A 22,693-nucleotide genomic window follows, 5' to 3' on the forward strand; every position below is an offset into this window, starting at 1 on the left:
GACCCGCTACGACAAGACCGCCGAGTCCTACCAAGCAGCCGTCACACTCGCCTCGCTCCTGATGTGGGCGTGACATTTGAAGACAACTCCTAGGGCTCCAGCCGTCCGTTCGTCCGTCGGCGCCACAGAATCGCGGTGGTGCCGGCGGCGAGCAGTGCCGCGGTGCCCGCGGTGGCGGGCAGGAGCAGGTCGGAGCCGGTCGAGGCGAGTGAGCCGTCACCGGTGGTGCCGAGCGAGCCGCCGGCCACCGGGCCACCGCCCACCGAGCCACCGGTCGTACCCGGCCCGCCACTCGTGTCGCCGCTGTCGGCCGTACCGCCCGCACCGTTCCCGTCGTCCGCGGGACCGCCGACGGGAACCGTGGTCCCCGAGTCGGTCGAGTCGGTCGGGTCGGTCGGTTCGCCACTCGGGTCCGGGTCCGGGTCCGGGTCCGGGTCCGTAGCGCCGGGTGACGGATCGGGCGACGGCGGCGGCGACCCGGAGTCCGTCGGTGTCGGTGTCGGCGAGGGTGTCGGCGGCACCGGGGCTCTGAACACGGTGAGCGAGGCATCCGAGGGACTCGCGACGAACACCGCGTCCCCGCCCGGTGTCACCGCGACGGACGAGCTGCCCAACTGGCCGTGCACGCCCGGCAGTTCGGCGCCCATGTCGAGATCCTTGAGGGTCGCCGTGTCGTACACCGAGAGCTGCCCGACGCCGTCCCCCTCCTCCGGCGGGTTGCCCCAGTCCTGCCACACCGCGAACGCCCGGTCGGAGCGCGGGTCCACGGCGACATCGGCGACGGTGTCGCCCGGTCGCGCGTCGAAGGAGGCGGCCGGTTTCCCGGAGGCGATGTCGTACGCCTCCAGTACGGTGCCGCGTCCCGCCCACAGGACTCCGCGTTCGGTGTCCCACTCCAGGAAGGACACGGCGGCTCCGGCGCCGAGCGCGATCTCCTTGCCGTCCGGCGCGAAGTCGGCCGAACCGACCCTGCGCAACACGCCGTTGGTGTTGTCCGTCACCCAGATCTGCCCGGCCGCGGTGTCGACGGCGAGCGGACCGCCGGTGGCCGGCAGGGTGAGGGAACGCTCCACGGTCACCGACGTCTCACCGACGGCGACCTCCTCCAGTTTCGTCCCGCGTACGACCACGACCGTGCCGGGTTTCGCACCGGACTTGGCCTGCGTGATCGACGTACCGGTGAGCCAGCCGCCGCTGCCCGTGGCGGATCCGTCCTTGGCGGCCGCGACCCCGCGCAGTCCGACGAGATAGTGCACTCCGTCACCCGGCAGCGGTCCGGCGAGCCGTTTGCCCGGCAGCTGGGCGGGCGCGCCCGTACTGCCGGGAGACGTCTTCACCCAGCTCAGTACGTTCCCGGCGGCCGGGTCGACGGCGTAGACACCGGCCAGGCTGCCGTCCGGCGTACCGGCGACGGTGTCGGAGCCGATGTACAGCTTGCCCGACTCGGGATGCAGCAGCAGGTCGAGCGGTTTGCCGACGGTCGTGAGGCGGGCCGTCCGCTCGTACCCCTCGGTCGCCTGTGGGTCGTCGGCACCGGCGGCGGGCGCGCCGACGGCGACGGCGGTCAGGACCAGCGCGCTGACGCCGACCAGGGCGCCCACCGCCCGGGGGCGGAGCACATCGCTCCGCCCCCGGGTTCTGAGGGGCGCGGTCACGAGAAGGTGACCGGGAGGTAGACGTCGTACGAGCGGTTGCTGCTGCCGGTGTGGTCGGCGCGCGTCACGAGGGCGCAGTCGACGTCCGTGCCGCAGACTTTGCCGGCGGCGATGTTCGGGTTCACGTGCACGCTCACGCTGAACGAGCCGCCGGTGCCGTAGGCGGAACTGTTCGCGACCGTGCCGCCGCCCAGGTCGGACACCCAGTGCGAGGCACCCGTCGTGCCGGACTGGTCGGCGCCGCCCAGGCAGGGGGTGGGCCGGGAGGTGTACGTCGACGGGTTCCCCGGCTCGACCCCCTCGGGGATCACACAGAGGCCGACGTAGACGCCCTGGAGCGTGTTGTAGCCGCTGCCGGAGACGGTGACGTTCTGCCCGGCTGCCGACAGGCTGTCGGGGGCCGTCAGTGACAGGTTGTACGTCGTGCCGCTCACCGTGACGGACCGCGTCGCGGTGGCGGCCGAGGCGGAGGTGGCGAGCCCGACCGTCAGCGCGGCGGCGGTGGCGCCGACGGCGGTGATACGGGCAGCACGGGAGAACAGGGCGGATCTCATGGGTAGTTGGCCTTTCGGAGGCGAGAGCCACTTAGGTAAGGCAAACCTAAGTTGAAGGTCAATGGATCGTCAACCCGCGTCTTCGTGGGCCGCATGCGTCGGGAACGGCGCAAAGGTATGTAGTGATCATGTCAATCGCAGGTCATCATGCGTCCATGCCGACGCCCCGAGACCGTTCCCGTGCGGGAAGCACGGGCAAGCTGATCGCCTTCACCGTCGCCCTGGTGATGACTGTCGTGGCGTGCGGCGGCGAGTCCGACGACGCGGACGACGGCAAGGGCGGGGGCGGGGGCGGAAAAGGGCTGGAGCGGGCGAGTGTCACCGTCGCCGCGCTGCCCCTCGCGGACGACGCGCCTCTTTACCTCGCGCGGGACCGGGGGCTGTTCGAGAAGGAGGGCCTGGACGTACGCATCCAGCCCGTCCAGCAGTCCATCCAGGCGCTGCCCGCCCTGTCGAAGGGCCAGGTCGACGTGATCGCGAGCGCGAACTACGTCACCTTCCTCCAGGCCCACGAGAAAGGCACGCTGGACCTGCGCATCCTCGCCGAGGGGGCCCGCGTCGCGCCGCACATGATGGACGTACTCGTGCCCGAGGACTCGGACATCCGCAGTGTCGCCGACCTCAAGGGCAAGAAGGTCGCCGTCAACATCCTCAACAACATCCAGTCGCTGACCCTGAACGCGATCCTCGGCCGCCAGGGCGCGGGCCGCCCCGAGTACCGGCAGATCGCCTTTCCCCAGATGGGAGTGGCCCTGGAGAAGGGCCAGGTCGACGCGGTCCACGCCGTGGAGCCCTTCAACAGCGCCATCCGCAAGCAGCTGAACGCCCGCGTGCTCGTCGACGGCGGATCCGCCCCCGTGGAGAACATACCGATCAGCGGATACGTCACGACCGGCGACTACGCGTCCGAGAACCCCAGGACCGCGGCGGCCTTCCGGCGGGCGATCGCCGCGGCGGCGGAGATCGCCGGCCGGGACCAGGACGCCGTGCGCGCGGAACTGCCCAAGTACACCAAGGTGACCGCGGACCAGGCCGAGTCGATCCGGCTGCCCGCCTATCCGGTGACCTCGGACGCGTCCGAGCTGCGCCGCCTCACCGAACTCATGAAGGAACAGGGCCTGTTGAAGAAGACGATCGACCCGGGAACGTTGCTGGTCGAGTGAGGCGCGGCGGGGGTGGAGGCGGCGCCGACCGCGGCGCGAGGCACTTGGGACGTCGACAGGAACTGCTCCTGGGCACACTCGGTGTGCTGCTCGCCCTCGGCCTGTGCGAGGCGGTCGGCAGGGCGGGTCTCGTGCGGCGCGACTACCTGCCGCCCGCCTCCGAAGTGCTGGCGCGCGCGGTGGAGTTGGCGGGCGACCCGCTCTTCCTGGCGGGGGTCGGCGCCACCGTGCGGGCCTGGGCCCTCGGTCTGGGCCTCGCCTGCGCGATCGCCGTACCGCTGGGCCTGCTCCTCGGCAGCGTGCCCGTCGTCGACGAGGCCGTGCGCGCCGTCGTCGAGTTCCTGCGCCCGCTGCCGTCCGTCGCGCTGATCCCGCTGGTGTCCCTGCTGCTGGGCTCCGGTACGGAGACGAAGGTCGCGCTCATCACCTACGCGTCCGTCTGGCCGATCCTCTTCAACACCGTCTACGGCCTCGGCGAGACCGACCCGCTCGCCAAGGACACCCTGCGCGCCTTCGGCTTCGGCCGCCTGTCGGTCCTCCTGCGCGTCGAACTCCCCGCCACCGCGCCCTTCATCGCCGCAGGCCTGCGCATCTCCGCGGCCGTCGCCCTCGTCCTGGCCGTCGCCACGGAGATCCTGGCGGGGTTCGGGGAGGGACTCGGCATCTTCATCGCCCAGGCGGGTCTGGCGACGGACGGTACGCGGGACGTGCTCGCGGGGGTGGTGTGGGCGGGGGCCCTCGGGCTGGTCGTCAACAGCGTGCTGGTGTGGGGGGAGGGGCGGTTGTTCCCCTGGACGCCGGAACACCGGGGTGAGCGATGAGGCGCGCCGGAGCGCCGGCGGCAGCGACTCGCGGCGCACTCCTGCGCTGGACCGTACTCGCCACCGCGGTCGCCGCCTGGCAACTCGCCACCCGCACACACGACAGCGTCTATTTCCCGCCACCCGGCGACATCGCCCGCCACACCCACACCCTGTGGTTCTCTGGCCCGCCCGCCCACGCCTTCCTCACCCCCGCCGCGACCGGGAACATCCTCCCCAGCCTCGCCCGCATGACCACCGGCTTCGCCCTCGCCGCGGTCGCCGGTGTCGCCCTCGGTACGGCCCTGGGGCGCTCCCGCCGCGCGCACGCCCTGTGCAACCCGGTCCTGCAGTTCGCCCGGGCCGTCCCGCCGCCCGCCCTGGTCCCCGTCTTCGTCGTGCTCCTCGACTTCGGCACCCGGATGCAGGTCGCGTCGATCGTCTTCAGCGCCGTCTGGCCCATCCTCATCAACACGGCGGACGGCGTCCGCAACACCGACCCCCTGCGCCTCGAAGTGGCCGCGGTCCTGCGGCTGACCAGGACCGAACGGCTCCGGTTCCTCCTCCTGCCCTCGGCGCTGCCCCGTATCTTCGCGGGCCTGCGCCTGAGCCTTTCGCTCTGCCTCGTCCTCATGGTGTTCTCGGAACTGCTGCCCGGCACGGCCAACGGCATCGGCTTCACCCTCACCGACGCCCAGTCACGCTCGGACCTGCTCACGGTCTGGGCCGCGCTGGTGCTGCTCGGCGCACTCGGATACGTACTCAACACCGGCCTGCTGGCGGTCGAGAAGCGACTGCCGGGCAGAGGGGACAGGTGACAGGACCGCATGCTGCGTCTCGACTCGCTCGGTCAGTGGTACGGCGATCACCCCGTCCTGCGCGACATCACGCTCACCGTGCCCGACGGACAACTCCTGTGTGTCGTCGGGCCGTCCGGCTGCGGCAAGTCGACGCTCCTGCGGACCGTCGCGGGGCTGCTCCCGGTCCGGGAGGGAACCGTCTCCGTCGACGGGGCGCCCGTCAGCGGTGTGCCGGACCGGCTGGCCGTCGTCTTCCAGGACTACGGGCGGTCGCTCTACCCCTGGCTCTCGGTCCGCGAGAACGTCGCGCTTCCACTGCGGCGGCGGGGACTCGGGCGTCCGGAGCGGCGGGAGGAGGCCGAGCGGATGCTGGAACGGGTGGGGCTGCGCGGGGCGGGGCGGCGGCATCCCTGGCAGTTGTCCGGCGGTATGCAGCAACGGGTCGCCATCGCCCGCGCGCTGGTCTGCCGACCGGCCCTGCTGCTCATGGACGAGCCCTTCGGCTCCCTCGACGCGCAGACCCGTGAGGATCTGGAGGATCTGCTGCTGGAGGTGCATCAGGGCGAGGGCACGACGATCGTGTTCGTCACGCACGACATCGACGAGAGCGTGTACGTGGGGGATCGGGTGGTCGTCCTGTCCGCCGGGCCCGGGGCCCGGGTGATCCTCGACCTGCCGGTCGTGCTCCCCGGCAAGCGGGACCAGATCGCTACGCGGGTGCTGCCGGAGTTCGTCGCGCTGCGCGCGGAGGTGGGACGAGCGGTACGCGCCTGAAACGGGGCCCCCTCACGTACTCGGGGGCTCCGCCCCCGAACCCCCGGTCCTCAAACGCCGGACGGGCTGAAAGATGCCTTTCAGCCCGTCCGGCGTTTGAGGACAAAGGGGGCGAGGGGCGCAGCCCCATGCGTGGACGGGAACGGGTAGGGGCGGCGGGGGCGGAAAACGCCCCCACCCCTTCCCCGGCGGGACCCCGTTCACTCATCCGTTCACGCGATGGTGCGATCATCCACCCCCGCACGGATGCCCCCGGACAACCCCGGGTAGGCCCCGGCCCATGACGCAGCCGTTCGAACTCCCCCACTTCTACACGCCGTACCCCGCACGGCTGAACCCGCATGTCGACGAGGCCCGCACCCACACCACCGAGTGGGCCCGCGGCATGGGCATGCTGGAGGGCTCCGGCATCTGGGAGCAGGCAGACCTCGACGCCCACGACTACGGACTGCTGTGCGCGTACACGCATCCCGAGTGCGACGGGCCCGCCCTCTCCCTCATCACCGACTGGTACGTGTGGGTCTTCTTCTTCGACGACCACTTTCTGGAGACCTTCAAGCGCAGCCAGGACCGCGCGGGCGGCAAGGCCTACCTGGACCGCCTGCCGCTCTTCATGCCGCTCGACCTCGCGACCCCCGTGCCCGAGCCGCAGAACCCGGTCGAGGCCGGCCTCGCCGACCTGTGGGCCCGTACGGTCCCCTCGATGTCCATGGGATGGCGCAGGCGCTTCGCCGAGTCCACCGAGCATCTGCTCAACGAGTCGATGTGGGAGCTGTCCAACATCAACGAAGGGCGGATCGCGAACCCCGTCGAGTACATCGAGATGCGCCGCAAGGTGGGCGGCGCCCCGTGGTCGGCCGGGCTCGTGGAGTACGCGACCGCGGAGGTTCCCGACAAGGTCGCCCGCACACGGCCGATGCGCGTACTGATGGAGACCTTCTCCGACGCGGTCCACCTGCGCAACGACCTCTTCTCGTACCAGCGGGAGGTCGAGGAGGAGGGCGAGCTGAGCAACGGCGTGCTCGTCCTGGAGACGTTCTTCGGCTGTACGACGCAGCAGGCCGCCGACACCGTCAACGACGTCCTCTCCTCACGCCTGTACCTGTTCGACCACACGGCGCTCACCGAAGTGCCCGCGCTGGCCCTGGAGAAGGGCCTCACACCGGACGAGGTCCGTGCCGTCACCGCGTACACGCAAGGGCTGCAGGACTGGCAGTCGGGCGGCCACGAGTGGCACATGCGGTCCAGCCGGTACATGAACGAGGGGGCCTTGGAGACCTCCCCCCTGAAGGGCCTCACCGGCCCCGGCACCTCCGCCGCCGACGTCGGGGCGCTGCTCGCCGCGGCCGGCGCCGAGCGGCTGCGCGCGTACACGCACGTGCCGTTCCAGAAGGTGGGTCCCTCGCGGCTGCCCGACTTCTACATGCCGTTCCAGGTCCGGCTCAACGCCGACCTGGAAGGGGCCCGCCGGCGCATCACCCCCTGGGCGCACAGCATGGGCATCCTTCAGGAGGGCGTCTGGGACGAGGACAAGCTATCCGCCTACGACCTGCCGCTGTGCTCGGCAGGACTCGATCCCGACGGCACCCCCGAGGCGCTGGACCTCAGCGCGCAGTGGCTCGTGTGGGGGACGTACGGCGACGACTACTACCCGATGGTGTTCGGGAACCGCAGGGATCTGGCCGCTGCGAAACTGTGCACGGCGCGGCTGTCCGCCTGCATGCCCGTGGAGGGCGAGGAGATCCCGCCCCCGGCCAACGCCATGGAGCGCGGCCTCGCCGATCTGTGGCTGCGGACCACGGCCACGATGACGACGGACGCGCGCCGCACCATGCGGGCCTCCGTGGAGGTCATGACGGAGAGCTGGGTGTGGGAGCTGTCCAACCAGCTGCAGAACCGCATCCCCGACCCCGTCGACTATCTGGAGATGCGCCGCGCGACCTTCGGCTCCGACCTCACCATGAGCCTGTGCCGGCTGGGCCACGGCCCCGCGGTACCGCCGGAGGTCTACCGCAGCGGCCCCGTCCGGGCACTGGAGAACGCGGCGATCGACTACGGGATGCTCATCAACGACGTCTTCTCCTACCAGAAGGAGATCGAGTACGAGGGCGAGGTGCACAACCTCATCCTCGTCGTGCAGAACTTCTTCGGCTGCGACTACCCGAAGGCGCTCGGCATCGTCCACGACCTCATGACCCAGCGCATGCGGCAGTTCGAGCATGTCGCCGCCCACGAGTTCCCCGTCCTGTACGAGGACTTCGACCTCTCCGACGAGGCCCGCGGGATCATGGAGGGCTATGTCGTGGAGCTGCAGAACTGGATGGCCGGCATCCTGAAGTGGCACTACGACTGCAGGCGTTACGGAGCCGCCGACCTGGCCCGCCGGGCCCACGGCTTCGTGCCGGGGCAGCTCCCGGAGCTGCCGTTCGGCAGTGTCTGGCGGACCGCCACGGCCCCTGCCCCCTGACCCCGGGCAGGGGAGGCGCGGGCGCTGCCACCCGTCGGGGGATCGTCGCGTGCAGGTGCGGAGCGTAGGGCTCTGGCCGAAGGCGATCCATGGAACAGACAGCGCTGCGTCCCGAGCCGATGCCCGGCCGGCCGGGCATCGGCCGGCGGCCGCTCGTCCGGTCCGGGCGGCGGGAGCTCGGCCGCGCTCGCGAAGCCGTCCGAGCGTCCGGCGCCCTCGCCCGCCGGCCGGACCGGAGCGCGGCCGGCCCTCGGCGTGGAAGCCGCCGACGCGTCCGACGGATCGTTGTCGTCCGAGCACGAGATCCGGGCGCCTGCGCCCTGACAGCCGCCTCGCCCGGCCCCGGACGACCGACGCCTTCGAAAGAAGAGCTCCCGACCGGCTCGCGTCACCCCCGCTGTCCGGGCAGGATGCTGCCCGTGGCCCCTTTCGACCCGCGGCTCACCCCGCACCCCACCCCGGGGATCGACCCACGGAGGACCGGATGACCGGTACGCCCGCGCCCTTCACCGCCGACGACTACCGGGCCCGGATGGAGCGCGCCGCCCGGGCCGCCGACGAGGCGGGGCTCGCCGGGGTGCTCGTCGCCCCCGGGCCCGACCTCGTCTGGCTCACCGGCTACGCGCCGCCCGCGGCCACCGAGCGGCTCACCCTGCTGGTACTCGCCGCGGGGCAGGACCCCGTGCTCGTCGTGCCCACCCTGGAGGCCCCGGACGCCGAGAGGGCCGTGGGCGCGCCCGCGCTGACACTGCGCGACTGGACCGACGGCAAGGACCCATACACCACCACGGCCCCGCTCCTGGACGCCTCGGGCCGGTTCGGCGTCAGCGACAACGCCTGGGCGCTGCACCTGCTGGGCCTCCAGAGGGAGCTGCCCGGCACGTCGTACGTCTCCCTCAGCGAGGGACTGCCGATGCTCCGGGCCGTCAAGGACAGTGCCGAACTGGAGCGGCTCGCGGCCGCGGGCGCCGCCGCCGACGACACGTACGAGGAGATCCTGAAGGTCGCCTTCGCGGGGCGCCGCGAGTCGGACGTCGCGGGTGACCTCGCCGACCTGCTGCGGCACTTCGGGCACGAGCAGGTGGACTTCACGGTCGTGGGGTCGGGTCCGAACGGTGCCAACCCGCACCACGAGGCCGGCTCCCGCGTCATCGAGCACGGCGACACGGTCGTCCTCGACTTCGGCGGACTGAAGCACGGCTACGGCTCCGACACCTCCCGTACGGTGCACGTCGGCGAGCCCGGCGCCGAGGAGCAGCGGGTCCACGACATCGTCCGCGCCGCCCAGCAGGCCGCGTTCGAGGCCGTGCGGCCCGGTGCCGCCTGCCAGGACGTCGACCGGGCCGCACGCGCCCACATCACCGAGGCCGGGTACGGCGAGCGTTTCATCCACCGCACCGGGCACGGCATCGGCGTCACCACCCACGAACCGCCGTACATGATCGAGGGCGAGGAACAGCCCCTCGTGCCCGGGATGTGCTTCTCCGTGGAGCCCGGCATCTATCTGCCGGGCCGCTTCGGGGTACGCATCGAGGACATCGTGACGGTCACCGAGGACGGCGGACGCCGTCTCAACGACACCCCCCGGGAGATGGCCGTCGTGAACTGACCACGCCCGGCGGGCGCCGGACGGCGGCGCCCGCACCCCGGACTCCCCAACGGCGGACGGCGCGACCATGACCCAGGCAGCGACACCCACCGCGGACACCGTGCGACGCGTCGTCCGCTCCCTGCTCCAGGACTCCCCGCTCCAGGACTCCCCGCTCCCGGACCCTCAGCTCCCGGGCGGCGGCGGGCCCCGGATCGCGCCCGTCGCCGAGGGCGGCGGGCACTCCACCTGGTTCGTGGGCGCCCGTCATGTGCTGCGGCTCGCCCCGGACCGCGAGGCGTCCCGGCGCCAGCGGCGCGAACTGCGACTGCGTGAGCTGGTACGCCCCCACATCGGCGTCGCCGTCCCGGTGAGCGTCGCCCACGGCGAATGGGCGAGCGGGCTGACGTACACCCTCGACACGCTGATCCCCGGCGGATCCGGTGAGCAGCGGGACGTCTCCGCGGTCGGGGAGGCCGATCTGGCGGGGCTGCTCAGCGGACTGCGCGAGGTGCCGGGACACCAGGCCGAGTCGCTCGGCGTGCCCCGCGCGGCGCCCCGGTCCCTCGAAACGCTGCGTACCGCCGCCGGGCGGGCCGCCGAACAGCTCGCCGCCGCCGACGAGTTCGACCCCGCCCGGCTCCAGCAGCTCACCGCGGCCGGCGTCGGGCAGCTCGCCCCGCAGCCGGGCGCCGCCTTCCTCGTCCACCACGACCTCAGGGGCGAGCACCTCGTGGTCAGCGGCGACGGGCGTGTCCGTGGTGTCCTGGACTGGACCGACGCGGCTGTCGGCGATCCCACCGAGGACATCGCGGGCCTCGCCCTGGCCGTGGGCGCGCCCGCGGCGGTCCGGGCGGCGACCCTGGCCGGTTATGGGGCCCGGCCGTGTCTGCGCGGCCTGTGGCTCGCCCGCTGCGACACGCTGATCCGGCTCGCGGACCGGCTCCGCGACCGCTCCGGCAGCGCGCTGTCGCTGCCGCTGTTGCGTACGCAGCTGGCCCGCTCCTGGGAGGCGATCCTGCTGGAACGGGTCACGAACGAGACGTGGTGATTCCGTGCGGCCCGGTGGGGGCCGTTCGCGCCGTTCCCCGCGCCCCTAAAAGATTGCGCAGTTCCCCGCGCCCCTGATGGGGCGCAGCCCCCCAGGGGCGCGGGGAACTGCGCAATCTTTTCGCCTTGAGGCGCACAGGGAACGCGGCGCCCGACCCCGCTCTCCCAGGGGCGCGGGGAACGGCGCGACCGGCCCCCACCGGCCCGCAGGTGGATCACCCCTGCAGCAGCACCACGCACGACTCCCCGGGCAACCCCAACAGCCCGTCCCCGCCGGGGACATCCACCGGCTCCCACGCGGCCAGCACCCGCGCCTGCCGGCCACCGAGAGGAATCGCCGCCCGCTCCGCGCCGAGGTTCACGGCCACCCGGACGTCACCCCGCCGGAAGGCGAGCCAGCGGGCGCCCTCGTCGAACGCGACCTTGACGTCCGCGAGGTCGGGGTCCGTGAGGTCGGCCTGGGCGTGCCGGAGGGCGATCAGCTCGCGGTACCAGGCGAGCACGCGCGCGTGGACCCCCTTCTCCGGCTCGGACCAGTCGAGACAGGACCGGTCGCGGGTGGCAGGGTCCTGCGGATCGGGGATGTCCTCCTCGGCCCACCCGTGGGACCCGAACTCCCGCCGCCTGCCCCGCCGCACGGCCTCCGCCAGCTCGGGATCCGTGTGGTCCGTGAAGAACTGCCAGGGCGTGCCCGCGGCCCACTCCTCGCCCATGAACAGCATCGGCGTGAACGGCCCGGTGAGGGTCAGCGCCGCCGCGCAGGCGAGCAGACCGGGGGAGAGGGAGGCCGCGAGCCGGTCGCCGAGGGCACGGTTGCCGATCTGGTCGTGGGTCTGCGAGTAACCGAGCAGCCGGTGCCCCGCGACCCGCGTGCGGTCGAGCGGACGGCCGTGCCGCCGGCCCCGGAAGCTCGAATACGTGCCGTCGTGGAAGTAACCCGCCGTCAGCGTCTTCGCCACCGCCGCGAGCGGGGCCCGGCCGAAGTCCGCGTAGTAGCCCTGCGCCTCACCGGTCAGCGCGGTGTGCAGCGCGTGATGGAAGTCGTCGTTCCACTGCGCGTGCAGCCCGAGCCCGTTCTCCTTGCGGGGCGTGATCAGCCGCGGGTCGCCCAGGTCCGACTCGGCGATGAGGAACAGCGGCCGGCCCAGCTCCCCGGAGAGTCCGTCCACGGCCGCCGACAGCTCCTCCAGGAAGTGGCACGCGCGCGTGTCGTACAGCGCGTGCACCGCGTCCAGGCGCAGCCCGTCGAACCGGTAGTCGCGCAGCCAGGAGAGCGCGCTGCCCAGCAGGAACGCGCGCATCTCGTCCGAACCGGGCGCGTCCAGGTTCACTGCCGAACCCCAGGGAGTGTGGTGCGTGTCCGTGAAGTACGGCCCGAAGGCGGGCAGATAGTTGCCGGACGGCCCCAGATGGTTGTGCACGACGTCCAGGACGACCCCGAGACCCAGCTCGTGAGCCCGGTCGACGAAACGCTTCAGCGCCTCGGGGCCGCCGTACGGTTCGTGCACGGCCCACAGCGACACCCCCTCGTACCCCCACCCGTGCCGGCCCGGGAACGGGCACAGCGGCATCAACTCGACGTGCGTCACGCCCAGTTCCACCAGATGCCCGAGCCGCTCGGCCGCCGCGTCCAGCGTGCCCTCACGCGTGTACGTGCCCACGTGCAGCTCGTACAGCACGGCGCCCGGCAGCCCGCGCCCCGCCCAGTCGGCGCGCCAGGCGTACCGCTCCTGGTCGACGACCGCGCTCAGGCCGTCCGGTCCGTCCGGCTGCCGGTACGAACGCGGATCCGGCAGCACCGGACCGTCGTCCACCGCGAACCCGTACCGCGTGCCGTCCTGCGCCTCGGCCTCTCCCGTCCACCACCCCGGGCGCTGCGGATCGGGCTCCAACGCGCGCGTGGTGCCCGCGCAGTGGAGCGTCATGCGACCGGCCTGTGGTGCCCACACCTCGAACTGCACGGACGGTTCTCCCTCGTCTGCTCACCGTGACCTCGCCGGTCCCATGGTGCGTCAAACGAGATCAATTCACCTTCGGATCCCCTCGATCGGGCGACGCGAAACGGCCGTGCCCGGAGTGCGTACTCCCCTGAAGTGCTGTGCATTCTGGACACTCCGGCCGCGCTGCCAGACAATCGGCTGCGTGACGTCGTCCTCGGAGTTCCACACCTATCCCGCTCCCGCGAGGCTGTCGGACGCCGAGCGGGACAGGACGCTCAAGGCGCTGCGGGAGGGTGCCGCCCTGGGGAGGCTCTCGCACGACACGTTCCTCCTGCGGATGGAACTCGCGTTCGCCGCCCGCACCGCGGACGAACTCGCCGCGCTCACCGCGGATCTGCGCACCGAGAACCGGTGGTCGCGGCTGCTGTTCGGCACGGTCGAGGCGGCCTCCGGTTTCACCGTGCGACTGCGACGGGCGTGGCAGGCCGAGCGGCTCCCCAAACTGCTGCTGCCCCGGCCGGAGAACCGGTACCCGCTGCGGATAGGCCGTGACCCGGCCAGCGGCCTGCGGCTCAGCCACGAGACGGTGTCCCGGGTGCACGCCGAACTCACCCGCCAGGGCGGTCTGTGGGTGCTGCGCGACCTCGGCTCGACCAACGGCACGGCCGTGAACGGACGGCGGGTGATCGGCGCCGCCGTCGTCCAGGTCGGCGACCAGGTCAGCTTCGGCCGGATGATCTTCCGGCTCGCGGCGGACTAGGGCGTCGGCACTCTGCATATTTCTATCCGCACCGGTGTTGACGCCACCTCCGCCGCCGTGACTCACTGTGCGTACACCATGCACACCAAGTGAACCGGTGGTAACTCGTTGCGGAGGTAAGACCCTGCCGCCACTCCTCCGCTATCCCTCCGTCGACGAACTGGGCGTCCGGGCTGCCGCGCTCGTCAACCGCCGCCCGAGGGACGCCCGGCTGCGCCAGGTGGGCACCTCCCGGGCCGGACTTCCGTTGCGGCTGCTGTCCGTCGGACACGGCAGCCGCCAGGTCCTCGTCGTCGCGGGCCCCCACGCCAACGAACCGGTGGGCGGCGCGACCGTCCTGCGCCTGGCCGAACGGGCCCTGGCCGACCCCCGGCTGTGCGACGGCGCCGACGTGACCTGGAACCTCCTGCTGTGCCTGGACCCCGACGGCTCCCGCCGCAACGAGGGCTGGCTGGCGGGCCCGTACACACTCGGCCACCACTTCCGGAACTTCTTCCGCCCCGGCTTCATGGAACAGCCGGAATGGCTGCCCGACGGCGCGGCGGGGGCCGCGCTGCCGGAGACCCGCGCCCTGCTCGCCCTCCAGGACGAGCTGCGGCCCTTCTTCCAGTGCTCCCTGCACGGCGTCGACGTGGGCGGCGGCTTCGTCGAGCTGACGCGCGACCTGCCCGGCATGGCACCCCGGCTCGCGCACATCGCGGCACGCCTGGACATCCCGCTCGAACTCGCCCCGTACGACACGCTGTACTGGCCCGTCCTCGGGCCGGCGGTCTACCGCATCCCGCCCCCGACGCGCGGCGACCTCGCCGCGGCCATCACGGAGGCGGCCGTCGAGTCCACCTGGTTCCACCCGCACCCGTACGGAACGGTGACCGCGGTCGTCGAGGCGCCCATGTGGGGCGTGGCGGCCGTGCAGGACCCCTCGGCGCCCGTCGACAGCGAGAGCACGCTGAGGGACGTCGCCCGGACCCTGCGCCGCGACACGGCCCTGCTCCAGGAGCTGCTGGCCCGGATCCGCCCCCACCTGGGCACGGCGGGGAACGCGGCCGGGGACGTCGACCGGCTCCTCGCGCCCGTCGACGACTACGTACTGGTCTGCCCCGGCCTCGCCGACTCCTGGGACCCCGACACCGGCCCGGGTACGGACGCCGCCGGTGCCGTCCGCCCGCTGCCGCAGCTCACCACGTCCGGGCTGACCGCGCTGCGCATCTCCGCCCGCCGGATAGCGCTGCGCACTGCGGGCCTGCTGCATCAGCTGGCGACCGCCGCCGGACAGGACCCGTACGGCGCGGCGGACGACCTCGAACGGCTCATCGACGGCTGGTGCGCGGACTACCACGACGGCCACGGGGCGCGCTGGATCCCGGTCGCGCGGCAGGCCGAGTACCAGGCGCGGGTGGTGCTCGCCGCGTTCGACCTGGCCCGCCACCGCAGTGCTGGGGCGCGTCCGTCCGGCAGGCCCGCGACGAGGACCGAAGTGCCGTTCGAGTGAGTCGGGGTGGGCCGGGGTGGGCCCGCGGGCCCCGCGTGCCGATGCACAGGCAATGACGAACAACCAGAAAGCGACCGCGGCGGTACGGGCCTTCCTGCTGGCCGCCTGCGCACTCCTCGTGGCGGGACCGGTGCCGGCCCGGGCGGCGGCGCTCCCGGAGTCGCCGTCGGGCGACTGGCTCTACGTGACGGTCGCCCGCGGTGAGCCCCGCTCCGGCGACCTCCGCGGCACGCTGCTGCTCTGCGACCCGCCCCGGGGACACGAGCAGGCCGTGCGCGCCTGCGAGGAACTGCGGGCCGCGCACGGCGACGTCGGCCGGATCCCGCTCAAGGACACCTTCTGTCCGATGGTCTACGCGCCGGTGTCCGTCTCCGCGCGCGGCGAGTGGGGCGGCCACGCGATCACGTACGAGGAGACGTTCGCCAACGCCTGTGTGCTGGCGGCGCGGACGGGAGCGGTGTTCGCCCTGCCGCACTGACACCGCGCCCGAGGCGGTCTCACGGGGCTCCGTCCCGGGCGTGCCGTGCCGCGGCCACCACCGTGCGGCTCTGGTGCTCGACCTGCTGCTCCAGAGGCACCCAGCGCGCCCGGAACCGCTGGGCGAAGGCCTCGCTCCAGGACCCGACGAGGTGTTCCAGGGCGGGCGCGGCACGGTCGTCGGCCTCCCGCAGGACCCGCAGGAGCATCGCCGCGGCCCGCAGCGGGAGCCGACGGCCGAACGCGTCGACGCTGCCCACGTGCGCCATCGTGGTGTCCGCCGGCGGCGGCCGGACCCAGTCGCCGGCCAGCCCGGGAACCAGCTCCAGCGCCCACCGGGCGGCACGCAGCAGCGGTCCGGCGGGGCCGGGCAGACGCGGCAGCGCGTCGGTGAGGACGCTCTCGACCTGGTGGGCGTCCTGGCGGAGCCGGCGTGCCAGGCGGTCCATCGCCGCCGCGGGCGCGGGGTGCGGCGTGGGATCGTCCACCAGGTCGCTCGCCCACATCGGCACCTCGACGACGGCGGTCAGACCGCCGTACAGATGGGCGCGGTACCAGGTGCTCTCCCGGGCGTCGTCCGGCATGCTCAGGTACGCCGGGTCCGTGCCGGGCGCGGGCATCACATGCACCCCGGGTCCGGAGGCCGGCCAGCCGGCGGCGTCCGAGGCGCCCGTCTCGACCGGGATGTTCAGTTCCGCCGCGGACTTGCCGAACGGTTCGGCCAGGCCCGGGATGTCCCGGGTGAGCTGCACCCAGCTGCCGCCGAGGTCGGTGCCGTGGAGCGTCACCTGGAGGTAGGGGCGCAGCTCGTCGACGACCCGGATGAGGGCCAGGGTCTCGGGCGGCCAACGGTCGGGCGGCAGCACCGAGGGCGACCACTCGGGCTGCTCGGGCCCGGCGGGGCGGAAGAAGCCGTGGTGGTAGTCGAGCAGGGTGCGCGGCGCCGGGGTCACATGGAGGCCGGCGCCGTCGGGGTCCGCGCAGAGCAGGAAGTGCCAGGAGGTGTCGTCCCGCAGCCGCCGCTCGCGCACGACCCGTTCGGCCAGCGCCAGCAGGGTGGCGCCGCCGACGGGCTCGTTCGCGTGAGCGCCCGCGACGACCAGCACCGCGCGCTCGGCGCGGCCCACGGACAGTAGGCACAGCGGCCGGCCGGCCCGCGAGGCGCCGACCCGCCGCAGAGTGCACAGGCCCGGCCGGTGGGCCGCCAGGGCCCGGGCCGAGCGTTCGAGTTCGGTCACACTGGGGTAGCGCAGCTCCGGCAGGAGACTCACCCCCGACCTGGTCCGCCCGGCGTCGCAATCCGCAGTACTCCACGGCCCGGACGAACCGTCAAGTACATGGAGGGGCGCCGCCGGGGAGCGCCCAGCAGCACGTACGGGTGCCCGGGGCGCCGATGTCACCCGGACGGCGGACGCGGGTGACATCGGCGCCCCGGCGCCGCCCGTCAGCCGGCGGGCACCGGATCGTCTCCCACCCGCTCCAGCAGCACCACGGGCGACCGTCCGAAAAGCGCCTCCACGCGTGCGTGCCCCGTGAACTCACGTCCGGGCGCGAGCAGATCGGTCCAGCGCCCGGCGGGCAGCGGCAGTTCGGTGTCGCGCCAGCCGCCCTCCTCCTCCAGGCGCAGCGACAGCCGGGAGACGGCCGTGACCACCTCGGAGGAGCGCGTGAACGCCAGACAGTGCGCGGCTCCCGGGCCCCGGGCGGGCAGCGGCTCGTACGTGGCGGACTCGCCGAAAACGGCGGGGCGCCGCTGTCGCAGCCGCAGTGCGGCTGTCGTGAGCGCGGCCTTCTCGGCGGACAGAGGGCCCTTCTCGTCCGGCGGGAAGTGCGCGGGCCGCCGGTTGTCCGGGTCCACCAGGGCCCGGTACTCGGCCTCCGTGCCCTGGTACAGGTCAGGCACCCCCGGCATCGTCAGATGGATCAGGGCGGCCCCGAGGACGTTCGCCCGCACGTACGGCTCCAGCGACGTCCTGAACTCGGCGACACGCTCTCCGGGCGCCCCGCACGGGCCCGCCTTCAGGAAGTCCGCCACGGCCTCCTCGTACGCGGGATCCTGCTCGGTCCACGCCGTGCCGAGGCCCGCCTCCCTGATGTGCTTCAGCAGTGCCCCGCGCAGCCGTTCGCCGTTCGCAGGGCCGAGCCCGACGGCGGTCTGCCAGGCGGCCCAGGCCACCTGCGGGTCCGGCGCGGCCACGCCCTCGGCGGCCGTCCGCCCGGTCACCTCGGCGAGCAGGTCGGCCCAGCGCGAGGGGGTCTGGGTGAGCACGGAGATCGCGGCCCGTACGTCGGCGCTGCGCTTCGTGTCGTGCGTGGACAGCGCGGTGCCGGTCGCGGGCCAGTCGCGCTGCACGCGCGCGCAGTACGCGTGGAAGTCCTCCGGGGACACCGCGGGGGACCCCGGCTCGCCGCCCACCTCGGTGGCCGACAGCAGCGGTACGTACCGGTAGAACGCCGTGTCCTCCACCGACTTGGCCCGCAGGGCCGACGCGAGCTGGGCGAACCGGGCCCGGAACGCCGCGAAGTCCGGTCCCTCGCCGACACGCCCCAGCACCAGGTCCCGTACGAGATCGACGACCTGCGCCTCCTCGGGGACCTTGAAGGCCTGCTTCGCCTCCTGCGCGGCCTGCTCGGTGAGGACGGACGCGGCGTCCCCGGAGGTGTACGGCCGGTAGACCTCCAGCCGGACGAGGAGTTCCCGCAGCGCGGTGCGCAGGGCCCAGGGGGCGCGGTCGCGCAGGACGGGGTCCGCGGACGTGCGGCACAGCCGGTCCGCCTCGCGGGTGAGCCGGTCGACCTCGGCGGCCAGCTCGTGATGGACCACCTTGTACGCGGCCCGCCGTACCGTCGCCTCCCAGACGCCCCCGCGGTCTGCCTGGGGGGCCGCGAACCGCCGGTACTGGCCGAGGAGTTCCCCGGCGCCCGCCGGGTCCGTGAGGACGCCGTCGATGTGCCGCAGCGCGTCGTAGCCGGTGGTGCCGGCGACCGGCCAGGCGGCGGGCAGCGGCTCGCCGTCCGCGAGGATCTTCTCCACCACCGTCCAGCGCCCGCCCGTCGCCTCGTGGAGCCGGCGCAGATACGCGTCCGGGTCGGCGAGGCCGTCCGGGTGGTCGATGCGCAGCCCGTCGACGACCTCCTCGTCCAGCAGCTGGAGGATCTTCCCGTGGGTCGCGTCGAAGACCTCCGGGTCCTCGACCCGCACCCCGATCAGCTCCGAGATGCTGAAGAACCGCCGGTAGTTCAGCTCGGTGCGGGCGAGGCGCCACCACGCGAGGCGGTACCACTGGGCGTCCAGCAGCTCCGGCAGCGGCAGCTCCGCGGTGCCGGCCCGCAGCGGGAACGCGTGGTCGTGGTAGCGCAGGACGTCCCCGTCGACCACGAGGTCGCCCGTCTCCGCGCCCACGGGCTGCCCGAGCACCGGCAGCAGGACCCGTCCGCCCTGGGCCGCCCAGTCGATGTCGAACCAGCGCGCGTACGGCGAGTCGGGGCCCTCGCGCAGCACCTCCCACAGAGGGCGGTTGTGCCGGGGGGACATCGCCATGTGGTTCGGCACGATGTCGAGCACGAGCCCGAGGCCGTGCTCGCGGGCGGTGCGGGAGAGGTCGCGCAGACCCTGCTCGCCGCCGAGTTCGTCGCGTACGCGCGCGGGGTCCACGACGTCGTAGCCGTGTCCCGAACCGGGGACGGCCTCCAGGACGGGGGACAGGTGCAGATGGGAGACGCCCAGCCCGGCCAGGTACGGGATCGCCTGCGCGGCTGCGGCGAAGGGGAAGTCCGGCTGGAGCTGGAGACGGTAGGTGGCGGTCGGCACGACAGGAGTCATGGGACCTTACGTACCCGTCCCACGCCGTTTCGTGTCACGTTCCCGTCTGCGGGCCCGGCGGGGGCCGTTCGCGCCGTTCCCCGCGCCCCTAGGAGGGGCCGCGCCCCATCAGGGGCGCGGGGAACGGCGCGGGTCACCCCCACCGGCCCGCAGCCGACCCAGCACGCTCAGGCAGGTCGCTGCAGCACCACCATGCTGCGGTCCACCAGCGACAGGCGGTCGCCCGCCTTCACCTTCGCCCCGGCCCCGGGGGCGACCCCCGCGGACCGGCCCGTATCCACGACCACCTGCCACTGCCGCCCGTGATTCACCGGCACCACGAACTCCAGCGTCTTCGGCGAGGCGTTGAACAGCATCAGGAACGAGTCGTCGCTGATGCGCTCCCCGCGTGGCCCCGGTTCGGAGATCGCGTTGCCGTTGAGGAACACCGACAGCGCCCGCGACTGCGTGGAGTCCCAGTCGTCCTGGGTCATCTCCTCGCCGGCCGGGGTGAACCAGGCGATGTCCGACAGCTCGTCGTGGGTGCCCTCCACGGGCCGCCCGTGGAAGAAGCGGCGCCGCCGGAACACCGGATGCTCGCGCCGCAGCCGCACCATCGCGCGCGTGAACTCCAGCAGCTCGCTGCCGTCCTCGGGCCACGGCACCCACGACAGCTCGGTGTCCTGGCAGTACGCGTTGTTGTTGCCGTGCTGCGTACGAGCGAACTCGTCGCCGTGGCTGAGCATCGGCACGCCCTGCGAGAGCAGCAGCGTCGCGGTGAAGTTGCGCATCTGGCGCCCGCGCAGCTCCAGGACCCCCGGGTCGTCGGTGTCGCCCTCGGCCCCGCAGTTCCACGAGCGGTTGTGGCTCTCGCCGTCGTTGTTGTCCTCGCCGTTCGCGTCGTTGTGCTTCTCGTTGTACGACACCAGGTCGTGCATCGTGAAGCCGTCGTGGCAGGTGACGAAGTTGATGGAGGCCAGCGGGCGCCGCCCGTCGTCCTGGTAGAGGTCCGAGGACCCCGTCAGCCGGGACGCGAACTCGGCGAGCGTCTGCGGCTCGCCCCGCCACATGTCCCGTACGGTGTCGCGGTACTTTCCGTTCCACTCGGTCCACAGCGGCGGGAAGTTGCCCACCTGGTAGCCGCCCTCGCCGACGTCCCAGGGCTCGGCGATCAGCTTCACCTGGGAGACCACCGGGTCCTGCTGGACCAGGTCGAAGAACGACGACAGCCGGTCCACCTCGTGGAACTGCCGCGCCAGGGTCGCCGCCAGGTCGAAGCGGAACCCGTCGACGTGCATCTCGGTGACCCAGTACCGCAGCGAGTCCATGATCAGCTGGAGCACGTGCGGGGAGCGCATGAGCAGCGAGTTGCCCGTGCCCGTGGTGTCCATGTAGTAGGTGGGGTCGTCGGTGAGGCGGTAGTACGAGGCGTTGTCGAGGCCCTTGAAGGACAGGGTCGGGCCCAGGTGGTTGCCCTCGGCGGTGTGGTTGTAGACCACGTCGAGGATGACCTCGATACCCGCCTCGTGCAGCGCGCGGACGGCCGACTTGAACTCCAGGACCTGCTGTCCGCGGTCGCCCCAGGACGCGTACGCGTTGTGGGGGGCGAAGAAGCCGATCGTGTTGTAGCCCCAGTAGTTGTTGAGACTCATGTCGACCAGACGGTGGTCGTTCACGAATTGGTGAACGGGCATCAGTTCGAGGGCTGTGACGCCCAGTTCGGTCAGGTGTTCGATGACGGCCGGATGGGCGAGCGCCGCGTACGTGCCGCGCAGCTCGTCGGGCAGCCCGGGGTGCCGCATCGTCAGACCCTTCACATGGGCCTCGTACAGCACGGTGTGGTGGTACTCCGTGCGCGGGCGCCGGTCGTCGCCCCAGTCGAAGTACGGATTGACCACCACGGAGCTCATCGTGTGGGGTGCCGAGTCCAGGTCATTGCGCCTGCCGGGCGACTTGAAGTGGTAGCCGTACACCTCCTCGCCCCAGTCGATGCTGCCGCTTATGGCCTTCGCGTACGGGTCGAGCAGCAGCTTCGCCGAATTGCAGCGCTGCCCCCGCTCCGGCTCGTAGGGACCGTGCACGCGGAAGCCGTACCGCTGGCCCGGCATCACGCCGGGCAGGTACGCGTGCCGGACGAACGCGTCGGTCTCGCGCAGCTCTATCGCCGTTTCCGAGCCGTCGTCGTGCAGCAGACACAGCTCGATCCGGTCCGCGGCCTCCGAGAAGACCGCGAAATTCGTGCCGGCGCCGTCGTACGTGGCACCGAGTGGGTACGCCTGTCCAGGCCAGACCTGCATGGATGCAACTCTTCCAGTTGTGCGACGTCGCAGAGGGCGACTCCCGCCCGAGTGTCCCCGAAACTGATGGAACCACCTAGGACTTACCTCCCTCTTACCGGTCGACCAGTGCATACGCGGTATGCCGAACCAGTGGGACTCGATCGACTCCTAGGGATACAGGGGAAGTAGGGGGAAATGTGCGCACAATAGTGCACCGCCATCTGGGCAAGGTGGTGGCGGGCGCGGCCATAGCGGTCGCCGGGACCGCCGTGATGGTCGGAATCACCCTGCCGGGCTCGGCGGGTGCGGACGACTCCGGCGGCCAGGGGACGGGACGGACCGCGCAGACGGCGGGCCAGGCCCAGGAGCAGGGCCAGGGGCAGGGCGCCGTGCAGCCGGGCGTCGTCGAGCAGGCTCCGGCCGAGGGCGACCGGGGCAAGGGGCGCGACCCGCTCACCGACGACGAGACCGAACGGGTTCAGAACCTCGCCCTGGACCGCGGGCTCTCGCGCAGCAGCGAGAACGTCGAGGGAGACAAGGGGCCGCAGCGGATCACCGTCGACCTCTCCGAGCCCGAGGCGAGCGAACTGGACGACCCGAACGCGCCGCGCCGCGCCGAGGTGTCGTTCTACGACTACAAGGACGACTCGCTCGTCACCAGGACGGTGAACCTCGACACCGGCAAGGTCGAGTCGACCGACACCCAGCACGGCGTCCAGCCGCCGCTCAGCCGTGACGAGACCGTCGAGGCCGCGCGGCTCCTGATCGCCGCCCCGCTGGGCGCCGGACTGAGGGCCGACTACAAGGACGCGACCGGCAACGAGCTGACCACTCCCGACCAGTTGATGCTCAACAGCATGGTCTTCCGGGCGGTCCCGGGAACGCCGGCCTCCGTCGCGGACTGCGGCAAGCACCGCTGCACGCGGCTCTTCGTGAAGGTGAAGAACGGGTCCTGGATCGACAGCCGTGACCTGGTGGTCGACCTGAGCACCCGCAAGGTCGCCAAGGTCGGCTGAGTCTCTTCGGTCCACCTGCCTCCGTCCATCGGTTCAACGGCCCCACTTCACCTTTCCCACTTTCCTGCTTGTGCAA

17 protein-coding genes are annotated in these 22,693 nt (G+C 72.5%); 11 read left to right on the plus strand and 6 right to left on the minus strand.

Annotation, left to right across the window (positions count from 1 at the left end; genetic code table 11):
* Window positions 1–89: 89 nt before the first annotated feature.
* Together ACH4DZ_RS18995 and ACH4DZ_RS19000 are read right to left on the minus strand one after the other, a co-directional pair.
* Complete coding sequence (locus ACH4DZ_RS18995) at window positions 90–1,619, minus strand: hypothetical protein (protein ID WP_398288319.1); 1,530 nt, start codon at window positions 1,617–1,619, stop codon at window positions 90–92.
* A 32-nt stretch (window positions 1,620–1,651) separates the two neighbouring features.
* On the minus strand, window positions 1,652–2,209 hold the full coding sequence (locus ACH4DZ_RS19000; protein WP_398288320.1) for a hypothetical protein: 558 nt from the start codon (window positions 2,207–2,209) through the stop codon (window positions 1,652–1,654).
* A 155-nt stretch (window positions 2,210–2,364) separates the two neighbouring features.
* Between ACH4DZ_RS19000 and ACH4DZ_RS19005 the strand changes: the two genes are divergently transcribed.
* The 7 genes from ACH4DZ_RS19005 to ACH4DZ_RS19035 all read left to right on the plus strand — a co-directional run bounded on the left by ACH4DZ_RS19005 (window position 2,365) and on the right by ACH4DZ_RS19035 (window position 10,852).
* Window positions 2,365–3,372, plus strand: coding sequence for an ABC transporter substrate-binding protein (locus ACH4DZ_RS19005; protein WP_398288321.1), 1,008 nt, complete (start codon window positions 2,365–2,367; stop codon window positions 3,370–3,372).
* 44 nt (window positions 3,373–3,416) lie between these two features.
* The gene (locus ACH4DZ_RS19010; protein ID WP_398288322.1) at window positions 3,417–4,193 is read left to right on the plus strand and encodes an ABC transporter permease; all 777 of its coding nucleotides are present in this window, start codon (window positions 3,417–3,419) and stop codon (window positions 4,191–4,193) included.
* Window positions 4,190–4,990: an ABC transporter permease gene (locus ACH4DZ_RS19015; RefSeq protein ID WP_398288323.1), complete on the plus strand. Its 801-nt coding sequence runs from the start codon at window positions 4,190–4,192 to the stop codon at window positions 4,988–4,990. Before ACH4DZ_RS19010 ends, ACH4DZ_RS19015 begins: the two co-directional genes overlap by 4 nt.
* Window positions 4,991–4,999: 9 nt before the next feature.
* Window positions 5,000–5,746, plus strand: coding sequence for an ABC transporter ATP-binding protein (locus ACH4DZ_RS19020; protein ID WP_398288324.1), 747 nt, complete (start codon window positions 5,000–5,002; stop codon window positions 5,744–5,746).
* Window positions 5,747–6,026: 280 nt separating this feature from the next.
* Window positions 6,027–8,213 (plus strand): germacradienol/geosmin synthase Cyc2, encoded by a 2,187-nt coding sequence (gene cyc2 / locus ACH4DZ_RS19025; protein ID WP_398288325.1) that lies wholly within the window; start codon window positions 6,027–6,029, stop codon window positions 8,211–8,213.
* Window positions 8,214–8,697: 484 nt separating this feature from the next.
* Window positions 8,698–9,822 carry an aminopeptidase P family protein gene (locus ACH4DZ_RS19030; protein ID WP_398288326.1) on the plus strand — a complete coding sequence of 375 codons (1,125 nt, stop codon included), beginning with the start codon at window positions 8,698–8,700 and terminating at the stop codon, window positions 9,820–9,822.
* A 67-nt stretch (window positions 9,823–9,889) separates the two neighbouring features.
* Complete coding sequence (locus ACH4DZ_RS19035; protein WP_398288327.1) at window positions 9,890–10,852, plus strand: aminoglycoside phosphotransferase family protein; 963 nt, start codon at window positions 9,890–9,892, stop codon at window positions 10,850–10,852.
* 214 nt (window positions 10,853–11,066) lie between these two features.
* On the opposite strand, the gene treZ is transcribed toward ACH4DZ_RS19035, so the two are convergent.
* Window positions 11,067–12,812, minus strand: a complete 1,746-nt coding sequence (treZ, locus tag ACH4DZ_RS19040) for a malto-oligosyltrehalose trehalohydrolase (protein ID WP_398288328.1) — start codon at window positions 12,810–12,812, stop codon at window positions 11,067–11,069.
* Window positions 12,813–12,993: 181 nt separating this feature from the next.
* Between treZ and ACH4DZ_RS19045 the strand changes: the two genes are divergently transcribed.
* From ACH4DZ_RS19045 to ACH4DZ_RS19055, 3 genes are all read left to right on the plus strand, one after another.
* Complete coding sequence (locus ACH4DZ_RS19045; RefSeq protein WP_398288329.1) at window positions 12,994–13,551, plus strand: FHA domain-containing protein; 558 nt, start codon at window positions 12,994–12,996, stop codon at window positions 13,549–13,551.
* 97 nt (window positions 13,552–13,648) lie between these two features.
* Window positions 13,649–15,043 (plus strand): M14 family zinc carboxypeptidase, encoded by a 1,395-nt coding sequence (locus tag ACH4DZ_RS19050; protein WP_398288330.1) that lies wholly within the window; start codon window positions 13,649–13,651, stop codon window positions 15,041–15,043.
* Window positions 15,044–15,095: 52 nt separating this feature from the next.
* Complete coding sequence (locus ACH4DZ_RS19055) at window positions 15,096–15,521, plus strand: SSI family serine proteinase inhibitor (protein WP_398288331.1); 426 nt, start codon at window positions 15,096–15,098, stop codon at window positions 15,519–15,521.
* A gap of 19 nt (window positions 15,522–15,540) precedes the next feature.
* On the opposite strand, the gene ACH4DZ_RS19060 is transcribed toward ACH4DZ_RS19055, so the two are convergent.
* From ACH4DZ_RS19060 to glgX, 3 genes are all read right to left on the minus strand, one after another.
* Window positions 15,541–16,791, minus strand: coding sequence for a M14 family zinc carboxypeptidase (locus ACH4DZ_RS19060; protein ID WP_398288332.1), 1,251 nt, complete (start codon window positions 16,789–16,791; stop codon window positions 15,541–15,543).
* A 173-nt stretch (window positions 16,792–16,964) separates the two neighbouring features.
* The gene (gene treY, locus ACH4DZ_RS19065; RefSeq protein WP_398288333.1) at window positions 16,965–19,343 is read right to left on the minus strand and encodes a malto-oligosyltrehalose synthase; all 2,379 of its coding nucleotides are present in this window, start codon (window positions 19,341–19,343) and stop codon (window positions 16,965–16,967) included.
* Window positions 19,344–19,510: 167 nt separating this feature from the next.
* Window positions 19,511–21,619 carry a glycogen debranching protein GlgX gene (gene glgX / locus ACH4DZ_RS19070; RefSeq protein ID WP_398288334.1) on the minus strand — a complete coding sequence of 703 codons (2,109 nt, stop codon included), beginning with the start codon at window positions 21,617–21,619 and terminating at the stop codon, window positions 19,511–19,513.
* Window positions 21,620–21,798: 179 nt separating this feature from the next.
* On the opposite strand from glgX, the gene ACH4DZ_RS19075 reads away from it, so the two are divergent.
* Entirely contained in the window at window positions 21,799–22,617 is an 819-nt protein-coding gene (locus tag ACH4DZ_RS19075; RefSeq protein ID WP_398288335.1) for a Tat pathway signal sequence domain protein, read from the plus strand.
* The last annotated feature ends 76 nt before the right edge of the window (window positions 22,618–22,693 follow it).

Origin of the sequence: Streptomyces sp. NPDC017991 (assembly GCF_044328075.1) — a bacterium.
Lineage (GTDB): Bacteria > Actinomycetota > Actinomycetes > Streptomycetales > Streptomycetaceae > Streptomyces.